The sequence below is a fragment of the Corynebacterium endometrii genome (genome assembly GCF_004795735.1).
Classification (GTDB): domain Bacteria; phylum Actinomycetota; class Actinomycetes; order Mycobacteriales; family Mycobacteriaceae; genus Corynebacterium; species Corynebacterium endometrii.
In genome coordinates, this window is record NZ_CP039247.1 from 1,803,320 (window position 1) to 1,824,107 (window position 20,788).

A 20,788-nucleotide genomic window follows, 5' to 3' on the forward strand; every position below is an offset into this window, starting at 1 on the left:
GGTTAAAGCAGAAAAAAGAGGAAACTCTCAATGTGAAAGCTTCCTCATTTTAGTTACTGGCTTTATGAAGTTTTCTTCACCTTCTTTTCTAATCAAATGAAAGTCAGGCCGATTTGTCCGGGTTATTTGGACACAACCTGGACCTCGTAATCCGCCTGCTCGGTGTTGTCCAGCATGGCCTCGGTGTGATTCTTCATCAGGCGACGGGCGGACTCGGTGGCCTTGTCTAAAAGGCCGGCCTCGAGCGCCTTCTTCTCACCGTTGTCCGTCTCCGAGGCGAAGAACTGGGAAACGTCTTCCGCCCTGATTTGATTAAACGGCGTCATGGACTGGTCGTAGACCACCACGGAGTTGTGATCGATGGCCGAGGAGAGCACCTCCGCCTTCGGCAGGGTCACTATTACCCTACGTTCCGCATCATTTATCTCCGCGGTGACCTGGCTAAAGTCCTTGATTCCAGCCTTGACCTCTCCCTCGTAGGTCAGCAGGAAGTGCTTACCGGTGAAGGGGATAGACAGCCCGGATAGCTCAAGGCCTTCCTTTTCATACCGACCCACGTTGGTGAAGTGGTATTCCTCCGTGGCCAGCTCCGCGATGTCCTCGAAGCTGGCCTCCACGGTGGTGGAATCCACGCTGAGCTTATCTTGGCCAATCAACCCCTGCTTGGCCAGCCCAAAGATCGCCAGGCCGCCGACGAACAGGCCGATGAGCACCGCCGCGCAACCATAGCCCACCGGGCGTTTGGTCTTTTCAATCACCACGGTGCTGCCGCTAGCCGCGACCCCCGTGCTGCCGCCGCGCTTACGCCCGCCGGCCGCGCCCTCGCCGGCGCGTGCGTGCCCATCTGCTGCTGTGGCCATGGTTTTCACCCAACTTTCAATAACTGCATTCTTCTACGTCAACCGTCTAATACAACCCCAGTTATCCCCCGGTTCATCCCTGCACCGCCCAATCTTGACCATTTCGAGACCTTCGCCCCTGCCCAACGCCTAGCTCTCCCCGCTTGTCCACCCCGCCGGGCGGCTAGACGTTGAGCGGACGGGCTCGCACAATCCGCTCAAGCCGCAGCACGCTCAGCACGAACACGCCTGCCAGGGCAAACACCGCAACCGGCATGAGGACCGGCTCCACCCGAGTTATCAACACTCCAACGACGGGCGGGACTAGCAGCATGCCGGTGTAGGCAAAACCCATCTGCAGGCCCATGAGCCGCTCCGTGTTGCGCGCCCCGTATCGCCGCGGGGTTTCCTTGATGGTCGCCGGGTAAATTGGCGCGCAGCCCAGGCCCACCACGCCAAAGCCCACCACGGCGCCGGCGGGCGCGCCCCAAAACACGGCGATGGCCGCCCCCGCCACCAGCACCACCGCGCCGCCGATGAGCAGCTGCGGGTTTGTTAGACGCGGGGTGAGAAACGCCGCGACGAAGCGTCCGCCAGTCACGCCACAGTAGAAAGCGGAGGCGCCAGCCGCGGCGGCCTCAGGGCTCGCTCCGTGATGCGCCACCAGGAACGTTGCCGCCCACAGCCCGGTGGAGGCCTCCAGGGCGCAGTAGCACAGGAAACCCACAAGCCCGGCCCAGATACCGGGCAGCTTGTGCCAGGGCACCTCCGGGCCCGCGCCCGCACCAGCGCCCGGGTCCGCACCGGCGTCCGCGTCCGAACGCACCGGCGTAACGTCCCACAGCCGGCGGGTGATAACCAGTAACAAGCAGATGGCACACTGGAAAAGCGCCAGCAGGACGTAGGCCGGCCGCCAATTCCCCCATAGCCCCAGCGCGGCGGCCACTACCAGCGGGCCGGTGGAGGCCCCCACGCCCCACGAGGCGTGGAGCAGATTCATGGCGCGGGCGCTGAAATACAGCGCCGCATAGGAGTTCAGCGCCGCGTCAATGGCGCCAGCCCCCAGCCCCAGGGGCACAGACAGGGCCGCCAGCCAGCCAAACCCCGGCGCTAGTGCAAAACCCACCAGGCTCAGCGCGGTCAGCGCCACGGAGACCACGCACACGCGGTACGTGCCCCACATCCTGAGCAGCCGTCCGGAGGCGAATGAGACCACTATGGTCGCGGCCACCACGATGACGGACAGCACACCCGCCCCGGCCTCATCCGCGCCCAGATCCGCGTGCATGGCGGGCCACGCGGCCCCCATCACGGCGTCAGGCAATCCCAGCGAGACGAAAGCCAGGTAAATGACTGCCATCAACGCGCCCATGCGGCCGTCCTCCCACAGCTTGGCAATTATCTATCCCCTAATAATTTACTGTTGTTCGCCCTCAACCTCGCGCTGGGCCTTCTCCAAGGCGTGATGCCGCAGCCTCCCGACACGCGCGGCCTCACGCACGGAACCCTCCAGAGGGGACACCGCCCGGCGCGGAGACCAGCGCTATGAGTATGAAACCAAACAAGTCATATTCCCGCTCTAGGGCGATGAGCCCGCCCATGACACCCATAGGAAAAATTCCGCTGAATTCGCAGGCCCCATAGAGGGCCAGCAACTGGGGATCCGCGTTAAATATTCACCGCACGCTAGCCATTTCCAGTGCCACCCGCATACGGGCCTAAAGGAATCTACCCGGAGTTCTTCTCCTCGTAACGCTTCATCAGCCGCTCCACCAGCTCATCCGTGAGCTTTTCATCGGCCAAGATCACGTCCAGCATCTTGCGGTGTTCTTCTCCACTGACCTCCTCGATCTCCTGCCCATCCGTGTAGCCGGAGTAGGAATCGCCGCTTAAGTCAACGCCAATGCCATCCAGCAGCCCAGCGTCCTCATTGTCGGTCGCCGGCACCACCACGGTTTCCGCCGCCATCGCCTCGACCTCCGCGTTGAACTCCTCCAGGAACTCTCCGGCGTCAGCCACGGCCTCGGCGCGGCGCTTGCCGGCGCGGACCTCCGCCTCGATGCGGCGCTGCAGGGCCTTTTCCATCTGCTTGTGGCGCCAGGAGCGCAGCTTTTTAGGCTCCACCCTGCGCCCCACGGCCCTTCCCTTCCGCTCCGCCTTCTTCGCTAAGACTGCAACCTGTGCGGCCGTATCATTGACTGGGGCCCAGTCGGGGCGCGCGGCCACGCGCCACCCGGCCCAATACCCCAGCAGCGTCAGCACGATGGAGACCACTGGCCCCAACAGCATGCCCGAGGCCAGCATGTTGAATTCGTCCGCGATAAGCACGATCACGGCACACGCCACGGCAGGAATCACCGCCGGCTGGTTGCCGCCGAATACGGCCGGAACGCGCTGGGTCACGATGTCGCGGATCATGGATCCACCCGTCGCCGTGAACACGCCCATCATCACGCACGGGATGATGGGCAGGCCATACGTCAGCGCCTTCACCGTGCCCGTTGCCGCCCACAGCCCTGAGACAATCGCGTCACCGTGGGTTTGAAAATGGTCCCACGTCTTGCCCTTGAAATAGACAAACCTGGCGATCAGCGCGCCGGCGAATGCCAACAATAGGTACTCCGGCTCGCTCATGGCCGCTACCGTGCCGCGATTAATCAGCACATCGCGGATCATGCCGCCGCCGAGCGCGGAGAACATGGCGATGAAAAAGAAACCAACAATGTCATATCCGCGCTGGCGCGCAATGGTGCCGCCGATGATCCCCATCAGCAGTACGCCGCTGACGTCTGACCAGCGGTAAAGAGACTCAATCAACGGGTCCATCTCGGCAACGTTCATGCGCCCCAGCCTATCGCCACTTCGTGCCCCGCCCCAACCCCACCACGCGAGCTGCGCAGGCGCCGCGTTTAGACCTCGGCCAGCGCCGCCTCCAGGGCCAAACGCTGCTCCCGGCTCGGTGGATACGCGCTGAGCTCAATCCCCTCGCGCTCAAACCACCCGACCAGTTCTTCGAGCAGCCAAATCTTGTGCCCGCGCAGGTTGCCAAATACCGGCGGAAACCCCGCGCGCCGGGTCCATTTCCGTACCTCCTCGCGTTCCGCCCCGGTGAGCTCGGCCAGCTCAGGCACGGAGACCACGCCCGGCGCCACGCGCAGGACCTCAATGCCCAGCTCGTCCACGACGGCCACGACCCGCTCCACCAGCTGCTCTTCCGGGCAGGTCACCCGCAGCCGGTCGATCCCGTGTTCACGGACCAGTACGGCGTCCTCGAACGCCGAGTCATCGAAACTCGCCGCGTCCCGAACAAATAACTCCGCAGTAATCATGCCCATCAGCCTAACCGCTGACCCAACGCGTATATAGTACTGGCCGTGACCTACCCCTGAACGGTTTGAGCCTTACTTGTAATTCAGGCCCCGTACACAAACGGATTGACACCCTCGTTTCTCAGATAAGATCATCTTCGCCATAGAAAAAGAGGTTGCTGCCAGAGCAGAGCGACGATTTGCAAAACTGTTCAAGGCATCGATGACACCCCTGCCGGATGCTTGTGCTGCTGAAATTCGTCACACACCAGATCGCAACCTTAAACGAGAGTTAACTAGCCGGCTGGCTCGTTGTCAATGGATCGACCATGCCACCAACGTCGTTATCCTTGGTAAATCCTCTGTCGGCAAAACATATTTAGCGTGTGCGCTACTGCATGAGGCCTGCAAGAAGGATTACACCGCTAAGTTCTACCGCACCGCAGACCTAGCCAACCAGCTAGCAGTACTGGAACATGGGGATCCTGCCAGGTTGCAGTTCACCAACCAGATCGTTAGCTGTGATCTGCTGGTATTGGATGATTTCCTGACCACGCCGATTAGCGGTGAAACATCCATCGAGTTATTTAATCTCTTGGCGGCGCGTGAAGGACGAGGCTCGACCATGGTCACGTCCCAGTTCGAGCCGGACGAGTGGTACGACTCCATGCCAGACCGAGTCGTCGCAGAATCACTCCTGAATCGTCTTATCGGTGGCGCTGAAATCGTCAACATCGATGGCCCCAATATGAGACTGAAACCAACAGTGTCCTAACATTCTGAAAGCTAAAGCGCGTGGGTGATGACCGCTTCACGATCGACACCACACCGCTTCATGTTCCACGTCCGGAACATGTAAACTACAATGAAATGGTGCAACACAAAATTTTGGCGCATTGAAATGTGGAGTGTCAAATATGAATACTGAGTGGAGCGTATCAGCTTTCGGGGGCTATATGAATTCTCTTTTGAAGAGATATTTCGCTCAAGAAAACCTGATTTCCCCAGGGGCTGTCGAGGTTAGAGCGGCTTGGAGAACGCCTCAATTCGTCTACTGCGTATTTTCAGTAATGAGAGTTACGCGAGGACTTGCGTATGTTGGTATGGAATTGCCCCCAATACCGAGTACTGGGGGCGTCTCTTCGGAGGAAGATACTGCTGTAAAAGGTTGGGCGGATAGGCTTGCTGGAGACCCACTTGTCGGGGACTTGGACTATGGATCAGGAGATAAAATCGAGTGGCTTGGGGAAGTCAGCAACAACGTTCCTCAGCATTTTATGGAATTGAGAAGGATGAAAGCAGACAGAACCGTGGACACAGAGTTTTACATTCCGCTAACGGGTCACGGCTAACCTTTTTCTTATGTCTTACCGGATTTATTTTTTAGTCTAGACCTTTTTCCAGGTTAAACCATTGAGGGACTACGTCGCTGTCATCGTTAGAGTCATGTAATGGGAACATTGTTTTCACTCCTCGAGGCACGGAAGCCCCAGGGACGAAAATGGTAGTTTCTACTACTGCACGGAGCTCGAATGACCTGCCAGTTCCAATCTTCTTCCCGTCGTTTGTACGGAAAGCTTCATAGATAGGAGTTTCATAGATACGGTCGGTACCTTCCATCCTCGCCTCGCAGAGCCCTTTAAAGTACTTGTTTATCGTATATAGGTTCCAAATTCCGTGCTTATGCCTGATCTTGTCATAGCCCCAAGGACCCCCTTCTCCCCTTTTAGCTTCCGGGGTGTACCAACCGCGTCGTAGTACCACAGGGGTCCCGCACCTGTCCCGAGTGGACAGCACTACGTCATCGGTGTAGTCATTGCCTCCAGCAGGTCCGCTGCCTTGTAGGGTAGGTGTATCTTGCTCGAGCCCTGCCCCGGGGAGGTACTCTGGGAAAAATTTTTCCAGTTGGGAACCACGAATGCTGCCGTTTTCAAATTTTTGTTCTTTCCAACCCTCATGTTCCTCTCCAGGGTCACCGGTAGGGTAACCGACATCTCCATCAATAGCGCCTGAATACACCCACTGCAGTAGTACATCGCCTGTAATAGCGTGAGTGAAGTGCCCTAGGTTTTGTTCCTAGGCATCTGCCTTAATTTTTATTATTTCTTGGGCTGGGTTGTTCTTCCAAAACTCTGACTCAACCTCTCTCGGTGTGCGGTACTCAAGTCCTTGATGGGAGCCTGGTCTCATTCCACCAATTCACCCATTCAAACGTCGCGAGTTCCACTTCAACAACATCAGACCACTTTCGAGTGTGAATCAGCTCATTCTTGTACGAGCCATTGACATTCTCCGCCAAAGCATTGTCATAGCAATCACCAACGGTTCCAGTAGAAGCAGCAATTCCATACTCAGCAAGCTTCTCGTTGTAGACGATACTGACGTACTGTGAACCATGATCAGAATGGTGAATCAGCCCGGTGGTTTCCTTCGCGCATACAATCGCTTGATTCAATGCCTGCAACGGCAAGGCTTCGGTGCGCATGGAATCCGACAATGCCCACCCAACGATGCGCCTGGAGAATACGTCAGTAACAAACGCGGTGTACACGAACCCTTTCTGGGTGCGTACATACGTAATGTCTGCCACCTACAACCTGCACGGTGCGCTCGCCTTGAAATCACGACATACCAAGTCTGGCCTTAGATCCGGACTGTTGGGTTTGCCGGTGGTGATCGGAGATTTTCCTTTTCCTTTGCCGGAAAGTCCAGCTAGTCGCATTAGCCGAGCTGTTTGTTCACGGCCAATATCGATGCCTTCTCGTCGAAGTGTGTGCCACATCTTACGAACACCATAGACACCGTAATTGGTGGAGTGAACCTCTCTGATGCGTTCTATCAGCACAGTGTCACGTAGTCGACGTGCACTCATGCCACGGGCCTTTGATTGGCGATAGCCACGCGAAGTGATGAAGCCACCTTCACGATTACTTCTTAACGTCGTGCAGATGAACTCGATGGTGAAACGATCCCGGTGTTCATCGATGAACCGGATCATTTCTTAACGTTTCGGGTCGAGTTCTGACGCGAAAAAAGCCGATGCAGCTTTCAGTAACTCATTGGTGTCGCGTAGCTGTTGATTCTCTCGCCTCAGCCGTGCATTTTCAGCAACCAAATCTTCTGGCATAGGTTCAATAACACGACCTTCACGACGTGAAGTGTTAACCCATTGACGAGCAGTGTGCCACGAAACCCCAAGCTTTGGAGCTACTGCCTGGCAAGCGGCTTGCATCGACATATTTTCCGACAAGATGCGGTCCTCCACAAGACGAACCACACGGTCCTTCGCATCCTGGTCAAATTTTCTTGGCATAATCCAGATTTTCCCATCTACTCAAACGGAACAAAACCTGGGACACTTCATGTCCACGATTTGCGGGCAACCCCATGGCCACCAGTGTGTTGACCTGATGACGAGTTCACCTTTGCCAGAAACGTCGGCTAGTCACATCAGCCAGGCAATGGACTTGCGATTTCGACGCGAGGTAAAGAGCCGAAAAATAAAGGTCTTCTAGACGTTATTCCGTCCGTTTATCGAAAGGGTAAATAGACATCGGAATTGTGTATGCGCCACGTACAGTACTATCTTGCATAAGCTGGCTAAGCTTCGCGATCTGCGTGCCATCCTTATCCGCAACTGGGTCTTTGAATGAAAAAGAATGTACGCGAAGCTCCTCAGCACCGTCAATCGGCTGAGTCACGATATGTACATTTCCGCCGTCGATCGTTGCAGATACAGGTCGGCGATCTGCGCCGATTAGAGGTTCAGTTTCTTTAACTTCCTGATGCTCGAGATCAACTGCCACGATCGTTCCTCGACGTGTAAAGTACGACACACTTCCTTCTTCGTAGTGAGAGGACCTATTTAAGCTTGGTATCGGCAGCCCTTCGATCTTTCCTTCATGCTTCAAAGTTGGTTTTTCATTCGGGCTACCAACCGAGACAACATCCGCACCGCCAATATCGTCAGGCAATGAAATATATGATTTTTCTTTCCCACACCCAAGAGTGGAGAAGTATTCGGATGCGACTGTTCTGGCAGGTGTATCAAGGCGAGATTCAGACAACAACCCGTCGGTTCCCATACGCACAAGTGTTAATCCGGTTCCATCATCTTCATCACGTTCTAACCAGACAGCTGTTTCATCAGTACAAGCCCTTAACGCGACTGGTCTCCTATCGCGAGATACCGCGCTTGTAGTGTCCTTAGTGGCAAGCACTATGCGGCTCGCATACGGACTATCACTCGTGCTTTCATTAAAAACAAATACTGCTGTTTTATTGTCCACAGAACCAGCAGAAGTTGTTTGGGTTGGTAGGCCTAAACCTTCGATTGGTTTCTCGGATTGCTTGCGAAAATCTGAATCGAAGACAACCAATTGATCCTTATCTGGAGCCACATACCCTTCACCAAGTCTTTCCATCGAAGGGTTATACACCGATGCAAGTTCAGCGAGAGAGCCTACCTCGTCAGTGCTCGTTCCAAAAACATGATTGTGATTGCTTGCGGAAGGAGTCGCAGAGACAGCTCTAGCGATCCCGCCCCATTCCCAGGTAGCAAAAGACTTCGATGTCTGTGAACGCTCTTGCGCACACGAAGAAACGACAAGTGCACAGACGCCTAGAGCACAAACCGCTACGAGTTTTCGAAGTAGTGTTATGAGCATTATGCTTCCTAATTAGTATTCGTAGGTATTGTGAGACTTCAGGATGTCAAAAGGCATAACAGCTGGCTGATAAGGCTCATAGGGGAATTCTTCACCGATATCAAGACCACCACCAGAAGCTTTCTTATACGCAGCCCATATCAGTTGTGAGCAATTGTACGTATCTTGCTCTAGCGGCCCAATACGAGTTGCGAAAAACTTTTTATTGTAGCCTTTTCCTTCCCGAGCCTGTTTTTCGGCAAAGGCTACGGCAGCTGATCGAGTGTCATCATCAGTATCAACGCGCAAGAGTCGCGGAGCGCATACGCCTTCTCGGGTACTCCCCAAGAGCCTCTGAACGCCTTTTTCAGGATTAACAGCCTCTACCGTCTCAATTTCTTCCGCAGTAGCACCTTCCTTGACGAAAATGCCATTATGTCCATGGTTATAAGTATAAGTAGTAGCCATAGTGAAGCGTCCTGGGTTTAGTTCCGCTTCTTTTACGGCACTGTGTTGATGGGCTCGGCGAGATAGTACTCGATTTCTACTTCCTGCGGGGTGGCGTAGTCCAAAGCTTCATGAAGCCGTTTGGTGTTCCACCAATGCACCCACCGCAAGGTCGCCAATTCAACTTCTCCGACCGACGTCCACGGGCCCTGGGCATGAATCAGTTCCGCCTTGTAGAGACCGTTGACCGTCTCGGCGAGAGCGTTGTCATAAGAATCTCCTACCGTGCCCACACTCGGGCGGATTCCGGATTCCGCCAGCGCGGTGGAATACTTCAGTGACACGTATTGGCTGCCCCGATCGCTAAGGTGAATTAGCTGGTTTCCATGGATTCGCCCTGCAGTCGTTAACGCATGCTCCAAAGCCTCCATCGGCAGCGCGTCGGTGCGCATCGTCGAGCGTGTAGCGACACCAACAGTTTTTCGGCTGAAGACATCCACGACAAACGCGGTATAAGCGAATCCTGACAGGGTGCGAACGTAGGTAATGTCGGCAACCCAAAGCCTGCCTGGCGCTTGTGCACGAAAGTCTCGCTGCACAAGGTCCGGGCGATGATCCGGTGCCTTTGAGTTAATCGTTGTCACAGGGGTTCGCCCACGTCTGCGGCCAGAAACGCCAGCGAGTTTCATTAACCGGGCTGTCTTGTCACGGCCGATAAGAAAGCCTTCACGGTTCATCGCGTACCACATTGTGCGGATGCCGTAGACCGAGAAATTCTCCGCACACACACGCTGTATCTCTGGGATGAGCAGGCTATCGCTTAAGGCCCTTGCGCTGGGAACACGTGTGGTGGCTTTGCGGTAGCCGCCTGAAGTAATGAATCCACGATCTGCTTGTTTAAGGACTCGGCAGATGGCCACGGGCCCCAAACTGATCCTTATACGCGTCGATGTAGGAGATCATTGGGTCGTAGGTCGGTCGAGTTCCGCCGCGAAAAAAGCCGAAGCTGTCTTTAAAATCCCGTTTGCTCGTTTCAGCTCACGGTTTTCGCGGCGCAGACGCTTGAGCTCTTCTTCCATTGTCTCGTCGCCTGAAGCGTCGGAGTCATCACGTACTGAAGCGCTGTCACGGTACCACGCCCGCAACGTATGGTGAGATACCCCAAGCAGCTCACCGACCTGACGTGTAGGCGCGTTGCAGTGAGCACGACTCCAGGCGGACCATTTCCATGATCTGATGGACCGCCTTCTCCTTGAACTCAACGGAATACTTTCTAGGCATAGTTCAATCCTTCCTTAGCTGAGGTAGGAACTAAACCCAGGACGCTTCAGTGGTGCATGCGCTACAACACACGCCGGCGACACTCCTGGTGCAATCTTGTAGCCCCTGATGTGTTTGAAGCCGAGACTTCAGCTACACTGACCAAAGCAGCATAGCTAACCCCCGAAGTGTCCACTTTCCGGGGGTCGGGCCCAAGCCTTAAACCGACTGGACCTAATTCTTAGGCCGCTTCAAATTCACACCCATCGAATACGAAACAATCATGAAACCAGCCCTACCAATAGCGGCCTAAAACCAGAAGGAAAACTGTCAACCAAACCCTCAACAGTCCCATACTTGCGGTGCATGCTGGCGAATTCCGCTGGCAGTAGAACCCCGGCTAGGCCTCTGCCCTTTCCGAGCAGGCACAAATGGCCGGGGTCATTGCTTGCTCGCATACTTTCGTTGAGCTTCTGCATTCTTGGTAAGGTGAGTATCACCACGACCGGTTCCGCTGCGCTACGTCGCAGTTCAGGGCCGGTCCTCAACCAAGTCGGGCACTGGGCATCATCCGTGTCTATGCAGCGATGGCGCACAAAGTTGGCACGAGGTGGACTCGCCCTCAAGGGCTGGATTTCTCGCGGGGGGCGTGGTACTGTGAAAGTAATCGTTCAGCCCGCTTCGACCACTAGGTTGGAGACGGGCTGGATTTCTATCTAGGAAACAGTCCCCATGAAGAAGATCAAGAATCCCACCACGGTTGATGAGCAGATTGCACTCCTGCGCACCCGCGGGATGGAGGTCAACGAACCGCTAGCACGGCAGTGGCTGTCTAGCGTTTCCTACTACCGATTGTCCGGGTACTGGTACTCCTACCGAATGCTTCCGGAGCCTGAAGATCCCAAAGAACCACAACGCGCTGATAACTTCGTGCCAGGCACAACGTTTGAGGAAGTAGTGTCGCTCTACGAGTTCGACCGCAAAATGCGCACACTTATCCACGATGGGATTGATCGCATTGAGGTTGCGCTTCGCGCGAGGATCGGCGAATTACTCATCACGAAAGGTGCCTTGTCCTACAAGGATCGCAGCTATTTCCGTGAGAACTTCCAGCATCAAGATTGGCTAGAAACTGCAGAAAAGCGGGTGGACCGAGCGCGCAAGCGCAGTCAAGCTGTTGCCCACTACGCTGCCAACTACGACGACTACCCATTCTGGGTTCTTGCTGATGTTCTTGATTTCTCCGACATTTCGATTCTCTTTGACGGCCTCCTACTTGAGGATCAGCGAAGCATCTCACACAGTTTCGGTTTTCATATCGACCCTGATCAGCTGAATTCTCGACAGAAGAAGAGCTACTACAACCAAGATCCCCTCGCTCGTTGGTGCGAACAACTCACCGTGCTACGGAACACTTGTGCGCACCACGGTCGACTCTGGAACCGTTACTTCACCCCAACATCCACAAACGCTTTCCGCACGATCCAAGAGTTGTCTTGTCTACCTAAAGGGCAAAGCGAACGACTCTTCGGGGCTCTCACCATCATCGCATTCATGCTACGAAGCGTCTCTCCTGGCTCGACCTGGGTGAATAAGGTTCGTAAGTTGATCGAGGAAGAGTACCACCCACTGGCATTGCGGCAAATCGATGAGATGGGATTTCCCGATGACTGGAGGAACCTACCTGTCTGGACTCTCCACTAGACTAAAGTGTGGCCGTCATCCCAGCTCAGAGGCAAAACAACGGCCACGGCTACTCATTATCGGCTCTTCCGGTTTTAGAGTGCATTGATCTTGTCTGCGAGTTGGCCGGAGTGGATCAGGCAGCGCAGGATGTAGTGGGTGAGGTTGCGGAATCCGAGGGCGATTCCGCGCAGGTGTTCTCAGCGTCCGTTGATAGCTTCTAACGGCCCGTTGGATATTCCTTTGTCGAAATACGCCAGGACGCTTCATCAGCAATAACTAAGCGCGTGGGTGACAACCGCTTCACAATCGTCACCCACGCGCTTCACGATCGTCACCACACCGCTTCATTTTCCACGCTCGCAACAGGCCAAGGTCTTCTACGACGGGTGGGATAAGTTCATCCCGTTCCTGCAGTTTCCGGGTAGCGCCACGCCCCACACCGAGGCGATGAGCTGCGGCTACGTAACCATACCCTTCCTCAAACAAAGCAACCAACTGTTCACACTGGGCTTCGGTTAACGAACTTCGTGCTCTCAATGAAAGTACTCCCCACTAGATGGATACTGATTTCTCAGTCCAACTAATGGGGAGCAGTTCAATCCAGTTAAGGTCACTTCTCTTACATCATGATTTTACGATTTAATTACGCTCAAACCGTAAACGGACGTCCGTAGTCAATGTACTCATTACTCTTTTCCTGGAACGGAGCTAAAAGGTAGCGGCTTTTCCATGGGCAAGGAACTCTCCACAGATAGTAATCATCACCTACATATCCGTCTTCCCGTAGCACCCCTTCTGTTTCAGGTTGGGGGCGTACAACTCCATTAAATTTTTCGGGGATAAGGGCTCTACGGCCTACTGGATCTGTCCACTGAAAATCATGGTCCCACCCTTCGTTAAAAGAACACCCATCAAAATAAACTAATACCTCACTAGGCGAACTGAGAGAATGGGAAGCATTCTCTATCGGAATTTCCTCGTACCAGATATCATGGTCTACTTTTTTCCCTTCAGCAATCCATCTGAGGACCTCTTGCTCATCAAAACTGGCACCTGCAAAAACCTGGATTGCACTACCCTGGATTGCACTACCATGCGAGTCTAGAAGGAAGCGTTTGACGTAGGCGAGATAAATATTAGATATATGCACTAACCGAGTCCTATCTTTTGAAGGTTGCCAGGAATCTTACATTTAGCGCGAGCCGGATTACTATAAGCCCTCGCATAATAAGTTCCCGTTGAGGTAACAATTGTTCCTTCAGTTACCCCAATAAATGAGGTTTCGACGTCTCCAACGCAATCTTGTTCCACTTCACGCGAGGTGTACCTATGTGGAAGATTCTCTTTTTTATCGAATTTATAATACGGTTTATTATCTGTGCCGCCCCTTAAATCAGGTGCTTTTTCCACCATGCATAGTACTTATAGCGCAATGTATTAACGTGGGTCACGCTCAGTACCTCTTCTGTGCACTTCGTATGTGGCTTGAACCCCACGGCTTCAAAATCTGAACTTTTCCGAGGGTGCGGATTATCCAATGACAGCTCACAAGGGCCATAGCGCTTTCCCGCTGCTTGGCGGATTCTAGTGGTCGTGGAAACACGGTTCTAGTTTTCGTTGGCACAGCCTAGCAGTTCAGCCATCTTTTCGGCTGGTTTGGCGAATCCTAGGGTTGCGCGTGGTCTGTCGTTGAGTTGCATGGCTACGAACTCGAGGTCTTCTTTGGTATGGACCGATAGGTCAGTGCCTTTGGGGAAATACTGGCGCAGCAGCCCGTTGGTGTTTTCGTTGCTTCCTCGCTGCCATGGTGATGCAGGGTCACAGAAGTACACCGGGCAATCTGTGGCAATGGTGAAGGACTTATGACCAGCCATTTCACTTCCCTGATCCCACGTTAACGAACCACGCAAATGCGTCGGCAACTGCTCGATAGCATCAACGAGCGCGTTGCGTACTTCCACAGCACCGTGGCCGTTGGGCAGGTGAAGCAACATCACGTACCTGGTGCTGCGTTCTACAAGGGTGCCGATTGCTGACTTGTTTGCTTTGCCCAAGATGAGGTCGCCTTCCCAATGTCCAGGGACTGCGCGATCGTCGACCGTTGCAGGCCGCTGAGAAATCATCACCATGGGATCGCTAAACCGTTGACGTGGAATGCGCTGATTGCCAGGCTTGCGCACGGCGCGGCCTTGACGCAGGCACGCAGCAATTTCTTTCTTCAGCTCCCCTTTAGCTTGGAAGAACAACGACATGTAGATAGTTTCAGGACACACCCTCATAGTGTCATCGTCAGGGAAGTCCAGACGCAACCGATTCGAAATCTGCACCGGCGAATACCGCTGTTTCAGCAACGACCACACCACCTCATGCAGTGCCGCGTTCGTGTCGAGTTTGCGTGGCTTTGGCCGAAACCTGCGCAGCACCGATTTCCTGTGAGCTGCATGCGGTAGATACAGCCCAAACTCGTCGCGATTGCGTGCCATTTCCTTGCTTATCGTTCCAGCAGAGCGTCCCAATCGTCGGGCAATAGCACGCACACCAAGGCCTTGACGGTGCAAATCGGCGATGAGTTCGCGCTCCTCGACGGACAAATACCGTGAACTGATGCGCTTGTCTATTGCGTGCTGTGGGATGACTTCGACGGGTACTGCTAGGCGGCCGTCAACATAGGGCAAGACCTGCATAAGTCTTTTATAGAGCGCGACATCGGGTCCGTCGGGGACAAACGGCACGCGTCCTACAGGATTGAGCTTAATAACTGCCTTGTCGATATCGAGGGCGTCGCGCGGATTGATCCCGACGGCTTCTGCGGCGTCCTTTCGGCCCATTGCGCTAACCCGCAGCGTCAAATACTCACAGCGACGTGACGTGGCGTTTGCGCGACGACCATGCCGATTGCGGTGCCACAGGCCACGCTCAATACCAATGCGGTAGACCACGCTCGGGGTCAGATTGAGCCGGGACGCAATCTGCATTGGCTTCACACCCTGCTTCCACAGCTGTTCAATGCGTTGAGCATCTGGCCTGGAAAGAGTCTTCTTACTGCGAATAGACAGCTGAAGTTCGCGGGCTAAACGATAAGCAACATTCAGGCTAAGGCCCAATTCCGTCGCGGCACTACACACGCTGCGGCCACCGTGGACTAAGACGCACAGCTGCTCCACCACCTCCGGCGAAGGATCCCAACGACTCGACACCACAAACACCACCAATCAAGGTCAGGTGTTTCGACGATCCCTAGAATCCGCCCTTGAAGGCTTATCGCATCTTCCAAGGGGAGCTCTTCCAATCCAGCTTCGACACGGTCAAAAAACTCTGCTGCTAGAGCAGGACTAGGAAACTCCAAATAAGGAGTAACGCCCATTAGAGAACCCCCTGGTAGACCCTCTCGTTTAATAGACTTTAGTGTTCCTCCCTCAAAGTTCTGAGAAACAAAATCCTCTTCTTCTTTCGGATCTCCTGTGGGGAATCCGTAAGAGCTTTTCTCATATCCTGCTGCAGACCAATCAAGAAGCACCGGATCCATAACCGGATGTGCTCCGTGCTGCGGCGTCCAGTAGATCATTCCGTGTTCGAAGACGTTGTAGCGTCCGACACCGTCAGGGGTGGTTAGCTCATCGCTGACTGGTCGAGTCCCTCGGCGATTTCCGCGTCTACGTCCTGGGCAAGAGCTTTAAATGCTTAGACTTGCTCACGGCGAGACTTCACCGCGTTGATAAGTTCCCGGCCAGAGGAAAATTGCTGGCGCGGGGCGGGGTTGAACTGATCGTGTCCTGCCATGTCCCTTACCTGCTTTACCAAGTCTCCAAGACGCATCACCCTATTGTGCTACCTGTACCAACGATAAGCCGTAGGAGCTTTACCTGTATGGAACGGGTTGCGGCTAAAGCGGTGAGAAAAATGCGGGTCGTGATCTAAAAGCTCACCTACTGCGGCGGCGGCAAAGCCGCGGCCTTCGGCGCTTTCCATCTGGCCCGCCTGGGCCGCGATGACGTGCGTGTCTATGACGGATCAATGACGGAATGGGTCATGGAACCTTCCCGCCCGGTCGAGTCTTCCTAAGGGCGGGCACGGTACTCCCCGGCACGAATCGGCAAAGATCGCTACGCTGGGCGGTTCATCTATTTTCGTTGAAGAAACATGAGGTTCCAACCATGCTGAATGATCCACGCACGTCCCACCCGAAGCTCGATCCTCCGCGCCAGACCCAGCCCGAACCGGGCCTGGATATCAACCTGGAGCCGCAGGCGGACCTGGGCTTTGACACCTATGAAGGCCACGGCCGCCTCAAGGGCCGCAAGGCCCTGATCACCGGCGGCGATTCCGGCATCGGCGCGGCGGTGGCAATCGCCTACGCCCGTGAGGGCGCTGACGTGGCCATCGCCTACCTGCCCGAGGAGCAGCCCGACGCTGACCGCATCATCGCCGCCATCGAAGAGGCCGGCCAGAAGGCCTTTGCCTTCCCCGGTGACCTCAAGGACGCCGAGTACTGCGAGGAGCTCGTGGACAAGGCCTTCGAGGCCCTCGGCGGCCTGGACATCCTGGTCAACAACGCCTCCAAGCAGGTTTGGGCGGATGGCATCGAAAACATCGATGACCAGGACTTCCTGGACACCATCCAGGTGAACTTGTTCGGCAATTACAAGGTCACCAAGCACGCGATGAAGTACCTCCAGCCGGGTGCGTCCATCATCTTTACCTCCTCCGTCCAGGCCTATGACCCGGGTGAGGAGCTCCAGGCCTACGCTTTGACCAAGGCAGGCATGAATAACTTCTCCAAGGGGCTGGCCGCGGAGCTCACGCCCAAGGGCATCCGCGTCAATTCAGTGGCCCCGGGCCCGTTCTGGACCGCGCTCCAGCCGTCCCATGGCCAGCCCCAGGAAAAGGTGGAGGGCTTTGGCCAGCATGCCCCGTTGGGCCGTGCCGGCCATCCTGTGGAGCTGGCGGGCGCCTACGTCTTCCTCGCCTCCGATGAGGCCTCTTACGTCTCCGGCGAGACCCTCGGCGTCACCGGCGGCACCCCCACCCCGTAAGACCCACCGGCTAACCGCGCCCCGCAGCTAGATCCCCGCATCCCCGGGGAAGCCACCGCGGGAAGCGGCGGAGAAAGCCACGGAGATAATTTGAAAAGCCCAGGAAGCGGCGCCTTCAACGCCAGCTTCCTGGGCTTTAGCTTTGAGCCTAATTGCCCAGCACAATTCCCTCGCGGCGCGGGTCGGCTCCACCAATGATGCCGTCATCGGTGACGACCAGGGCTGACAACCCCGATGACATTTCCTCCGTAGCCACCGTGTGCCCCCTTTCCTCCAGCCCGGCGATTGCCTCACCTGCTCCACCACCGGCCACGTCCGGGTGCTCGCCGCCGATGCTAGTCTCCGGTTTGTTCAGCGCCCCGAAGTTGGGCGCAGAGATGGCCTGCTGTGGATTCATGCCCCAATCCGTCATCTGGACCAGCGTCTTGATGACGTACTGGATGATGAGGGAGCCGCCCGGCGAACCAAGCACCATGCGCAGTGGCCCGCGTTCGCCGCCAGAATCACCGTGAGCCCCGTCAAAGACCAACAGCGGCGACATGGAGGAGCGTGGGCGCTTAGCCGGTTCCACGCGGTTGGCTACCGGCGTGCCATCCTCGTTCGTTGGTTCGGCGCTAAAGTCGGTGAGCTGGTTGTTTAACACCATGCCCTTGGCGAAGTGGAAGGAGCCAAACGCCGCCTCGACGGAAGTCGTGGCGGATACCGCGTTGCCTTCGCCGTCAATGATGGATATGTGCGTGGTGCCGTTTTCCTCTAGCTGGGGTCCGGCGCTGACCGGTTCGCCCAAGTCCCCCGGCTGGGCCTCGCCCATTGATTGGGCCTCGTCGATTAGTTCCGAACGCTGGGCGATGAATCCATCGGCCAGCAGAGCGTCTACGCCACCCGGCACGTCGGCGAATGCTGGGTCCGCAACGTAGGCGTCGCGGTCGGCGTAAGCTAAACGCTGCGCCTCGGAAATCAGGTGGATGGCCTCGGCGGACGGCAGCGCACCGTCAGGGCCCGCGTCCTGCGGCCCTAAGCCCGCCAGGTCATGTCCGTCTAGGATCTTAAGCGCCTCTAATACCGCTACTCCACCCGAGGATGAGGGCGGGGCGCCGCATACCTCCAATTCCCGGTACGGCGCGCACAGCACCTCGTGCACCTCCGGGGTGTAGCCGGCCAGATCCGCGGTGGTCAGGCGCGATGGCGTGAGATTGTCATTCTCGCGGTTGGCCTCCTCGACAATCGCCGCCGCGATATCGCCGGTGTAGAACGCATCGGGGCCTTCTGCGCCTATCCGCTCCACCACCTCCGCGTAATCCTCATTGACCAGCGTATGCCCCGCCGGCCAAGCCTTACCATCGGCGTCGAGGAAGTATCGCGCCGCGTTGGGGCTTGCGGCGAGGCTGTCTTCCTCACTGGCGATGGACGTGGCTAAGCGCGGGGATACTTCAAATCCTTCACGGGCGGTATCCGCCGCCGGCTGGACAACGTCCTTCCACTCGTTGTGCCCAAAGCGCTCATGCACAACGTCTAGCGCGGCGACAATGCCAGGCACGCCGATGGAGCGGCCTGAGGCCCGCGCGTCCGGTTTTACCTCGGAGTCATCCTCCGCCGAAACCCGCGTCAAGTAATTCTCATCCGCAGCTAGCGGCGCCACTTCGCGCCCATCAACGGCTATGGTCTCTCCGGATTCCTTATCGAAATAGAGAATATATCCGCCACCACCCAGGCCGGAGGACTGCGGTTCCACCAAGCCCAGCATGAATTGCGCGGTAACCAGCGCATCCGCCGCGTTTCCACCGCTAAGCAGCACGTCACACGCGGCGGCGGTGGCCACGGGGTTGGCGGTAGAGACCGCGAAGTTCTGAGTGGTTACCGCCTGCATGCCGGAGCGGTATCCGGAGCCCACCTCCGGCGCTACTGCGATATCGCGGTCGCTGGGGCCGGCCTCTGTTTGCTCTTCGCCGATGCGCCCCGTGGGCCCGTCCGCCGGCTGACAGTTGGAGACCTCCACCGGCGCCACTGCGTCCGCGCTCCCCGCCTGCACGCTTTCGGCCGACGCCGCGGAAGTCCCCGCGCCAGGCGCCGCCCCTCCGTTACCGCCCCCGCTTGAACACGCGGCCGCCCCCAGTGCCGTGGCGCTAAGCAGCGCTATTACGCCGAGATTCTTCCCGGAAAACAAAGTGTGATGTTTAGCATTCATGCGACAAAACTGTATCAGACATCACATATCATGACCTCCAATCTTACCCCGAAGCACGCCGAGGTTCCAGCCCAAGACAGTTATCCAATTCGGGCCCGTCCGGCGCCGCGTTTTTGGCGCGACTTTAAAGCGGCCAAATATAAAAATCAGCGGAACCCCAACGTATCCAAGCCGCCAAGGCGCGGCTACATCCAGAACCCTTGAACACTCCCGCATCCCCCGTTGGACTCCACCTCGCAGCCGAGCAACCCCTACAGGATCCCCACGGCCCGGCGATACCCCGATTCGCAATACCGTGCGCAAATAGCGCACCATAACGGCTTAGACCCTTCACCCAAGGCCGCAGGCACAGTGCCTGCGCACGTTCGCGTTGGGTGAAGGGTCGTGAGAATTGTGGGGCCAGCGGGGCTCGAACCCGCGACCAATGGATTATGAGTCCACGGCTCTAACCGACTGAGCTATAGCCCCTCCAGCTTCGTAAGCTCCGTTCATTATATAGGTAACGTGTGCGAAATATCCATTCGCCAAGCCGGCTTTCTTTTCGGCGCTAGGGCAAAGAAGTACGCACCAAAAGAATGGCGATTTTAGCTACCGGAGCAGGCGATTTGCACGAAAATCTATGCGCATATATAGTTACTAACCGTTGCAGAGAGCACAGCAATCAGCAATATTCCTCCATAGCTCAGTTGGCAGAGCATTCGACTGTTAATCGAAGGGTCACTGGTTCGAGCCCAGTTGGAGGAGCTTTTTCCTTCACCCTGCTACCAGCACTTTTGCTGGTAGTGGGGTATTTTTCATTTTTGGGTATACGGACGTTCAAGGCGGGTTAAGGCCGTTTATTGCGGCGCATGTCGCGGGATTGTCGTGGGATTTGCGGGCCGTGAGGTGGGTCATGCGGCGATAGCTTTGACGCAGTGTGATTTTGTGATTGCGTCTGAGCTCGGAATCACGATGTCACTCGACATAGCTACCAATGAAGCCCTGCTCGAGCAGGTTCTCCGTCGCTCTGCCCCGCAGGCCCGCTACCTGCTCGGCAACGACGCCGCCGACAATGCGATCGGTCTGCGTCGAGGCTTCGGTGTCGTGTCCACCCCAGATGATTCAATGGATGACGACGGCACGGTTAAAGACTTCGACTGGGCCGAACCGCACGCTGCAGACGGCAGCCCAGACGAGAGAGAAGAACGGCTAAAGCGAGGTGAAGACCCCATTGACTAGCCCCGACCAGATCGCCATCTACACCACCGAAGACGGGAAAGCGCACGTCCGCCTCCAGCTCAAAGAAGGGTCGGCATGGCTAAACCAAAAACAAATGGCCGAACTCGTTGATGTAGGAGTCTCAGCAATCAGCAAACACCTCAAAACCATCTATGCGGATGGAGAA

At 56.2% G+C, this 20,788-nt stretch carries 20 protein-coding genes, 2 tRNA genes and 5 pseudogenes; 8 read left to right on the forward strand and 19 right to left on the reverse strand.

Annotation, left to right across the window (positions count from 1 at the left end; translation table 11 throughout):
- Positions 1 to 122: 122 nt before the first annotated feature.
- The 5 genes from CENDO_RS08095 to CENDO_RS08110 form a co-directional block, all read right to left on the reverse strand.
- Positions 123 to 860 (reverse strand): DUF4230 domain-containing protein, encoded by a 738-nt coding sequence (locus tag CENDO_RS08095; RefSeq protein ID WP_136141581.1) that lies wholly within the window; start codon positions 858 to 860, stop codon positions 123 to 125.
- Positions 861 to 1,023: 163 nt separating this feature from the next.
- Positions 1,024 to 2,211: an MFS transporter gene (locus tag CENDO_RS08100; RefSeq protein WP_136141582.1), complete on the reverse strand. Its 1,188-nt coding sequence runs from the start codon at positions 2,209 to 2,211 to the stop codon at positions 1,024 to 1,026.
- A gap of 121 nt (positions 2,212 to 2,332) precedes the next feature.
- On the reverse strand, positions 2,333 to 2,494 hold the full coding sequence (locus CENDO_RS11455) for a TRIC cation channel family protein (protein WP_425456165.1): 162 nt from the start codon (positions 2,492 to 2,494) through the stop codon (positions 2,333 to 2,335).
- A 73-nt stretch (positions 2,495 to 2,567) separates the two neighbouring features.
- On the reverse strand, positions 2,568 to 3,680 hold the full coding sequence (locus CENDO_RS08105) for a TRIC cation channel family protein (RefSeq protein ID WP_136141583.1): 1,113 nt from the start codon (positions 3,678 to 3,680) through the stop codon (positions 2,568 to 2,570).
- Between the two features lie 68 nt (positions 3,681 to 3,748).
- Entirely contained in the window at positions 3,749 to 4,168 is a 420-nt protein-coding gene (locus tag CENDO_RS08110; RefSeq protein ID WP_136141584.1) for a hypothetical protein, read from the reverse strand.
- A gap of 133 nt (positions 4,169 to 4,301) precedes the next feature.
- Between CENDO_RS08110 and CENDO_RS08115 the strand changes: the two genes are divergently transcribed.
- Positions 4,302 to 4,922 carry an ATP-binding protein gene (locus CENDO_RS08115; RefSeq protein WP_281276165.1) on the forward strand — a complete coding sequence of 207 codons (621 nt, stop codon included), beginning with the start codon at positions 4,302 to 4,304 and terminating at the stop codon, positions 4,920 to 4,922.
- Positions 4,923 to 5,064: 142 nt separating this feature from the next.
- Positions 5,065 to 5,499, forward strand: a complete 435-nt coding sequence (locus tag CENDO_RS08120; protein ID WP_136141586.1) for a hypothetical protein — start codon at positions 5,065 to 5,067, stop codon at positions 5,497 to 5,499.
- An 809-nt stretch (positions 5,500 to 6,308) separates the two neighbouring features.
- Here the strand turns inward: CENDO_RS08120 and CENDO_RS11375 are convergent.
- From CENDO_RS11375 to CENDO_RS08140, 6 genes and pseudogenes are all read right to left on the reverse strand, one after another.
- Positions 6,309 to 6,698 (reverse strand): DDE-type integrase/transposase/recombinase, encoded by a 390-nt coding sequence (locus tag CENDO_RS11375; protein ID WP_342773402.1) that lies wholly within the window; start codon positions 6,696 to 6,698, stop codon positions 6,309 to 6,311.
- A gap of 39 nt (positions 6,699 to 6,737) precedes the next feature.
- Positions 6,738 to 7,145, reverse strand: coding sequence for an IS3 family transposase (locus CENDO_RS11380; protein ID WP_342773403.1), 408 nt, complete (start codon positions 7,143 to 7,145; stop codon positions 6,738 to 6,740).
- 3 nt (positions 7,146 to 7,148) lie between these two features.
- Positions 7,149 to 7,536, reverse strand: a pseudogene (locus CENDO_RS11475) (transposase).
- A 129-nt stretch (positions 7,537 to 7,665) separates the two neighbouring features.
- Positions 7,666 to 8,586 carry a hypothetical protein gene (locus CENDO_RS08130; protein WP_136141587.1) on the reverse strand — a complete coding sequence of 307 codons (921 nt, stop codon included), beginning with the start codon at positions 8,584 to 8,586 and terminating at the stop codon, positions 7,666 to 7,668.
- 240 nt (positions 8,587 to 8,826) lie between these two features.
- Positions 8,827 to 9,261, reverse strand: coding sequence for a hypothetical protein (locus CENDO_RS08135; RefSeq protein WP_136141588.1), 435 nt, complete (start codon positions 9,259 to 9,261; stop codon positions 8,827 to 8,829).
- Between the two features lie 32 nt (positions 9,262 to 9,293).
- Positions 9,294 to 10,521, reverse strand: a pseudogene (locus tag CENDO_RS08140) (IS3 family transposase).
- Between the two features lie 711 nt (positions 10,522 to 11,232).
- On the opposite strand from CENDO_RS08140, the gene CENDO_RS08145 reads away from it, so the two are divergent.
- Positions 11,233 to 12,204 (forward strand): Abi family protein, encoded by a 972-nt coding sequence (locus tag CENDO_RS08145; RefSeq protein WP_136141589.1) that lies wholly within the window; start codon positions 11,233 to 11,235, stop codon positions 12,202 to 12,204.
- A gap of 74 nt (positions 12,205 to 12,278) precedes the next feature.
- Here CENDO_RS08145 and CENDO_RS08150 read toward each other — a convergent pair.
- A pseudogene (locus tag CENDO_RS08150) lies at positions 12,279 to 12,446 on the reverse strand (transposase); the annotation flags it as partial.
- A gap of 28 nt (positions 12,447 to 12,474) precedes the next feature.
- On the opposite strand from CENDO_RS08150, the gene CENDO_RS11185 reads away from it, so the two are divergent.
- The gene (locus CENDO_RS11185; protein WP_168707191.1) at positions 12,475 to 12,705 is read left to right on the forward strand and encodes a hypothetical protein; all 231 of its coding nucleotides are present in this window, start codon (positions 12,475 to 12,477) and stop codon (positions 12,703 to 12,705) included.
- Between the two features lie 130 nt (positions 12,706 to 12,835).
- Here CENDO_RS11185 and CENDO_RS11315 read toward each other — a convergent pair whose 3' ends face one another.
- The 5 genes and pseudogenes from CENDO_RS11315 to CENDO_RS11390 form a co-directional block, all read right to left on the reverse strand.
- The gene (locus tag CENDO_RS11315; RefSeq protein ID WP_246014238.1) at positions 12,836 to 13,336 is read right to left on the reverse strand and encodes a hypothetical protein; all 501 of its coding nucleotides are present in this window, start codon (positions 13,334 to 13,336) and stop codon (positions 12,836 to 12,838) included.
- Positions 13,336 to 13,599 carry a hypothetical protein gene (locus CENDO_RS08165; RefSeq protein ID WP_136141591.1) on the reverse strand — a complete coding sequence of 88 codons (264 nt, stop codon included), beginning with the start codon at positions 13,597 to 13,599 and terminating at the stop codon, positions 13,336 to 13,338. Before CENDO_RS08165 ends, CENDO_RS11315 begins: the two co-directional genes overlap by 1 nt.
- A 194-nt stretch (positions 13,600 to 13,793) precedes the next feature.
- Positions 13,794 to 15,014, reverse strand: a complete 1,221-nt coding sequence (locus CENDO_RS08170; protein ID WP_246014461.1) for an IS30 family transposase — start codon at positions 15,012 to 15,014, stop codon at positions 13,794 to 13,796.
- Positions 15,015 to 15,328: 314 nt separating this feature from the next.
- Positions 15,329 to 15,802: pseudogene (locus CENDO_RS08175) on the reverse strand (LGFP repeat-containing protein); the annotation flags it as partial.
- Between the two features lie 68 nt (positions 15,803 to 15,870).
- Positions 15,871 to 16,116, reverse strand: a pseudogene (locus tag CENDO_RS11390) (replication initiation protein); the annotation flags it as partial.
- Between the two features lie 39 nt (positions 16,117 to 16,155).
- Here CENDO_RS11390 and CENDO_RS08185 point away from each other — a divergent pair.
- A complete protein-coding gene (locus CENDO_RS08185) occupies positions 16,156 to 16,248 on the forward strand; it encodes a hypothetical protein (RefSeq protein WP_246014462.1) in 93 nt (30 codons plus the stop codon).
- Between the two features lie 92 nt (positions 16,249 to 16,340).
- Entirely contained in the window at positions 16,341 to 17,219 is an 879-nt protein-coding gene (locus tag CENDO_RS08190) for an SDR family oxidoreductase (protein ID WP_136141592.1), read from the forward strand.
- Between the two features lie 148 nt (positions 17,220 to 17,367).
- On the opposite strand, the gene ggt is transcribed toward CENDO_RS08190, so the two are convergent.
- Together ggt and CENDO_RS08200 are read right to left on the reverse strand one after the other, a co-directional pair.
- Positions 17,368 to 19,404, reverse strand: coding sequence for a gamma-glutamyltransferase (ggt, locus tag CENDO_RS08195; RefSeq protein WP_136141593.1), 2,037 nt, complete (start codon positions 19,402 to 19,404; stop codon positions 17,368 to 17,370).
- A 394-nt stretch (positions 19,405 to 19,798) separates the two neighbouring features.
- A tRNA-Ile gene (locus CENDO_RS08200) sits at positions 19,799 to 19,872 on the reverse strand.
- A gap of 203 nt (positions 19,873 to 20,075) precedes the next feature.
- On the opposite strand from CENDO_RS08200, the gene CENDO_RS08205 reads away from it, so the two are divergent.
- A tRNA-Asn gene (locus CENDO_RS08205) sits at positions 20,076 to 20,148 on the forward strand.
- Between the two features lie 207 nt (positions 20,149 to 20,355).
- Positions 20,356 to 20,622 carry a hypothetical protein gene (locus CENDO_RS08210; protein WP_136141594.1) on the forward strand — a complete coding sequence of 89 codons (267 nt, stop codon included), beginning with the start codon at positions 20,356 to 20,358 and terminating at the stop codon, positions 20,620 to 20,622.
- The last annotated feature ends 166 nt before the right edge of the window (positions 20,623 to 20,788 follow it).

Coding starts and splice junctions, on each gene's coding strand:
- CENDO_RS08110 (WP_136141584.1), bottom strand. CDS start 4,168: ATGATTACTGCGGAGTTATTTGTTCGGGACGCGGCGAGTTTCGATGAC.
- ggt (WP_136141593.1), bottom strand. CDS start 19,404: ATGAATGCTAAACATCACACTTTGTTTTCCGGGAAGAATCTCGGCGTA.
- CENDO_RS08105 (WP_136141583.1), bottom strand. CDS start 3,680: ATGAACGTTGCCGAGATGGACCCGTTGATTGAGTCTCTTTACCGCTGG.
- CENDO_RS11380 (WP_342773403.1), bottom strand. CDS start 7,145: ATGATCCGGTTCATCGATGAACACCGGGATCGTTTCACCATCGAGTTC.
- CENDO_RS08145 (WP_136141589.1), top strand. CDS start 11,233: ATGAAGAAGATCAAGAATCCCACCACGGTTGATGAGCAGATTGCACTC.
- CENDO_RS08135 (WP_136141588.1), bottom strand. CDS start 9,261: ATGGCTACTACTTATACTTATAACCATGGACATAATGGCATTTTCGTC.
- CENDO_RS08170 (WP_246014461.1), bottom strand. CDS start 15,014: ATGGGCCGAAAGGACGCCGCAGAAGCCGTCGGGATCAATCCGCGCGAC.
- CENDO_RS08165 (WP_136141591.1), bottom strand. CDS start 13,599: ATGGTGGAAAAAGCACCTGATTTAAGGGGCGGCACAGATAATAAACCG.
- CENDO_RS08100 (WP_136141582.1), bottom strand. CDS start 2,211: ATGGGCGCGTTGATGGCAGTCATTTACCTGGCTTTCGTCTCGCTGGGA.
- CENDO_RS08095 (WP_136141581.1), bottom strand. CDS start 860: ATGGCCACAGCAGCAGATGGGCACGCACGCGCCGGCGAGGGCGCGGCC.
- CENDO_RS08120 (WP_136141586.1), top strand. CDS start 5,065: ATGAATACTGAGTGGAGCGTATCAGCTTTCGGGGGCTATATGAATTCT.
- CENDO_RS08210 (WP_136141594.1), top strand. CDS start 20,356: ATGTCACTCGACATAGCTACCAATGAAGCCCTGCTCGAGCAGGTTCTC.
- CENDO_RS08190 (WP_136141592.1), top strand. CDS start 16,341: ATGCTGAATGATCCACGCACGTCCCACCCGAAGCTCGATCCTCCGCGC.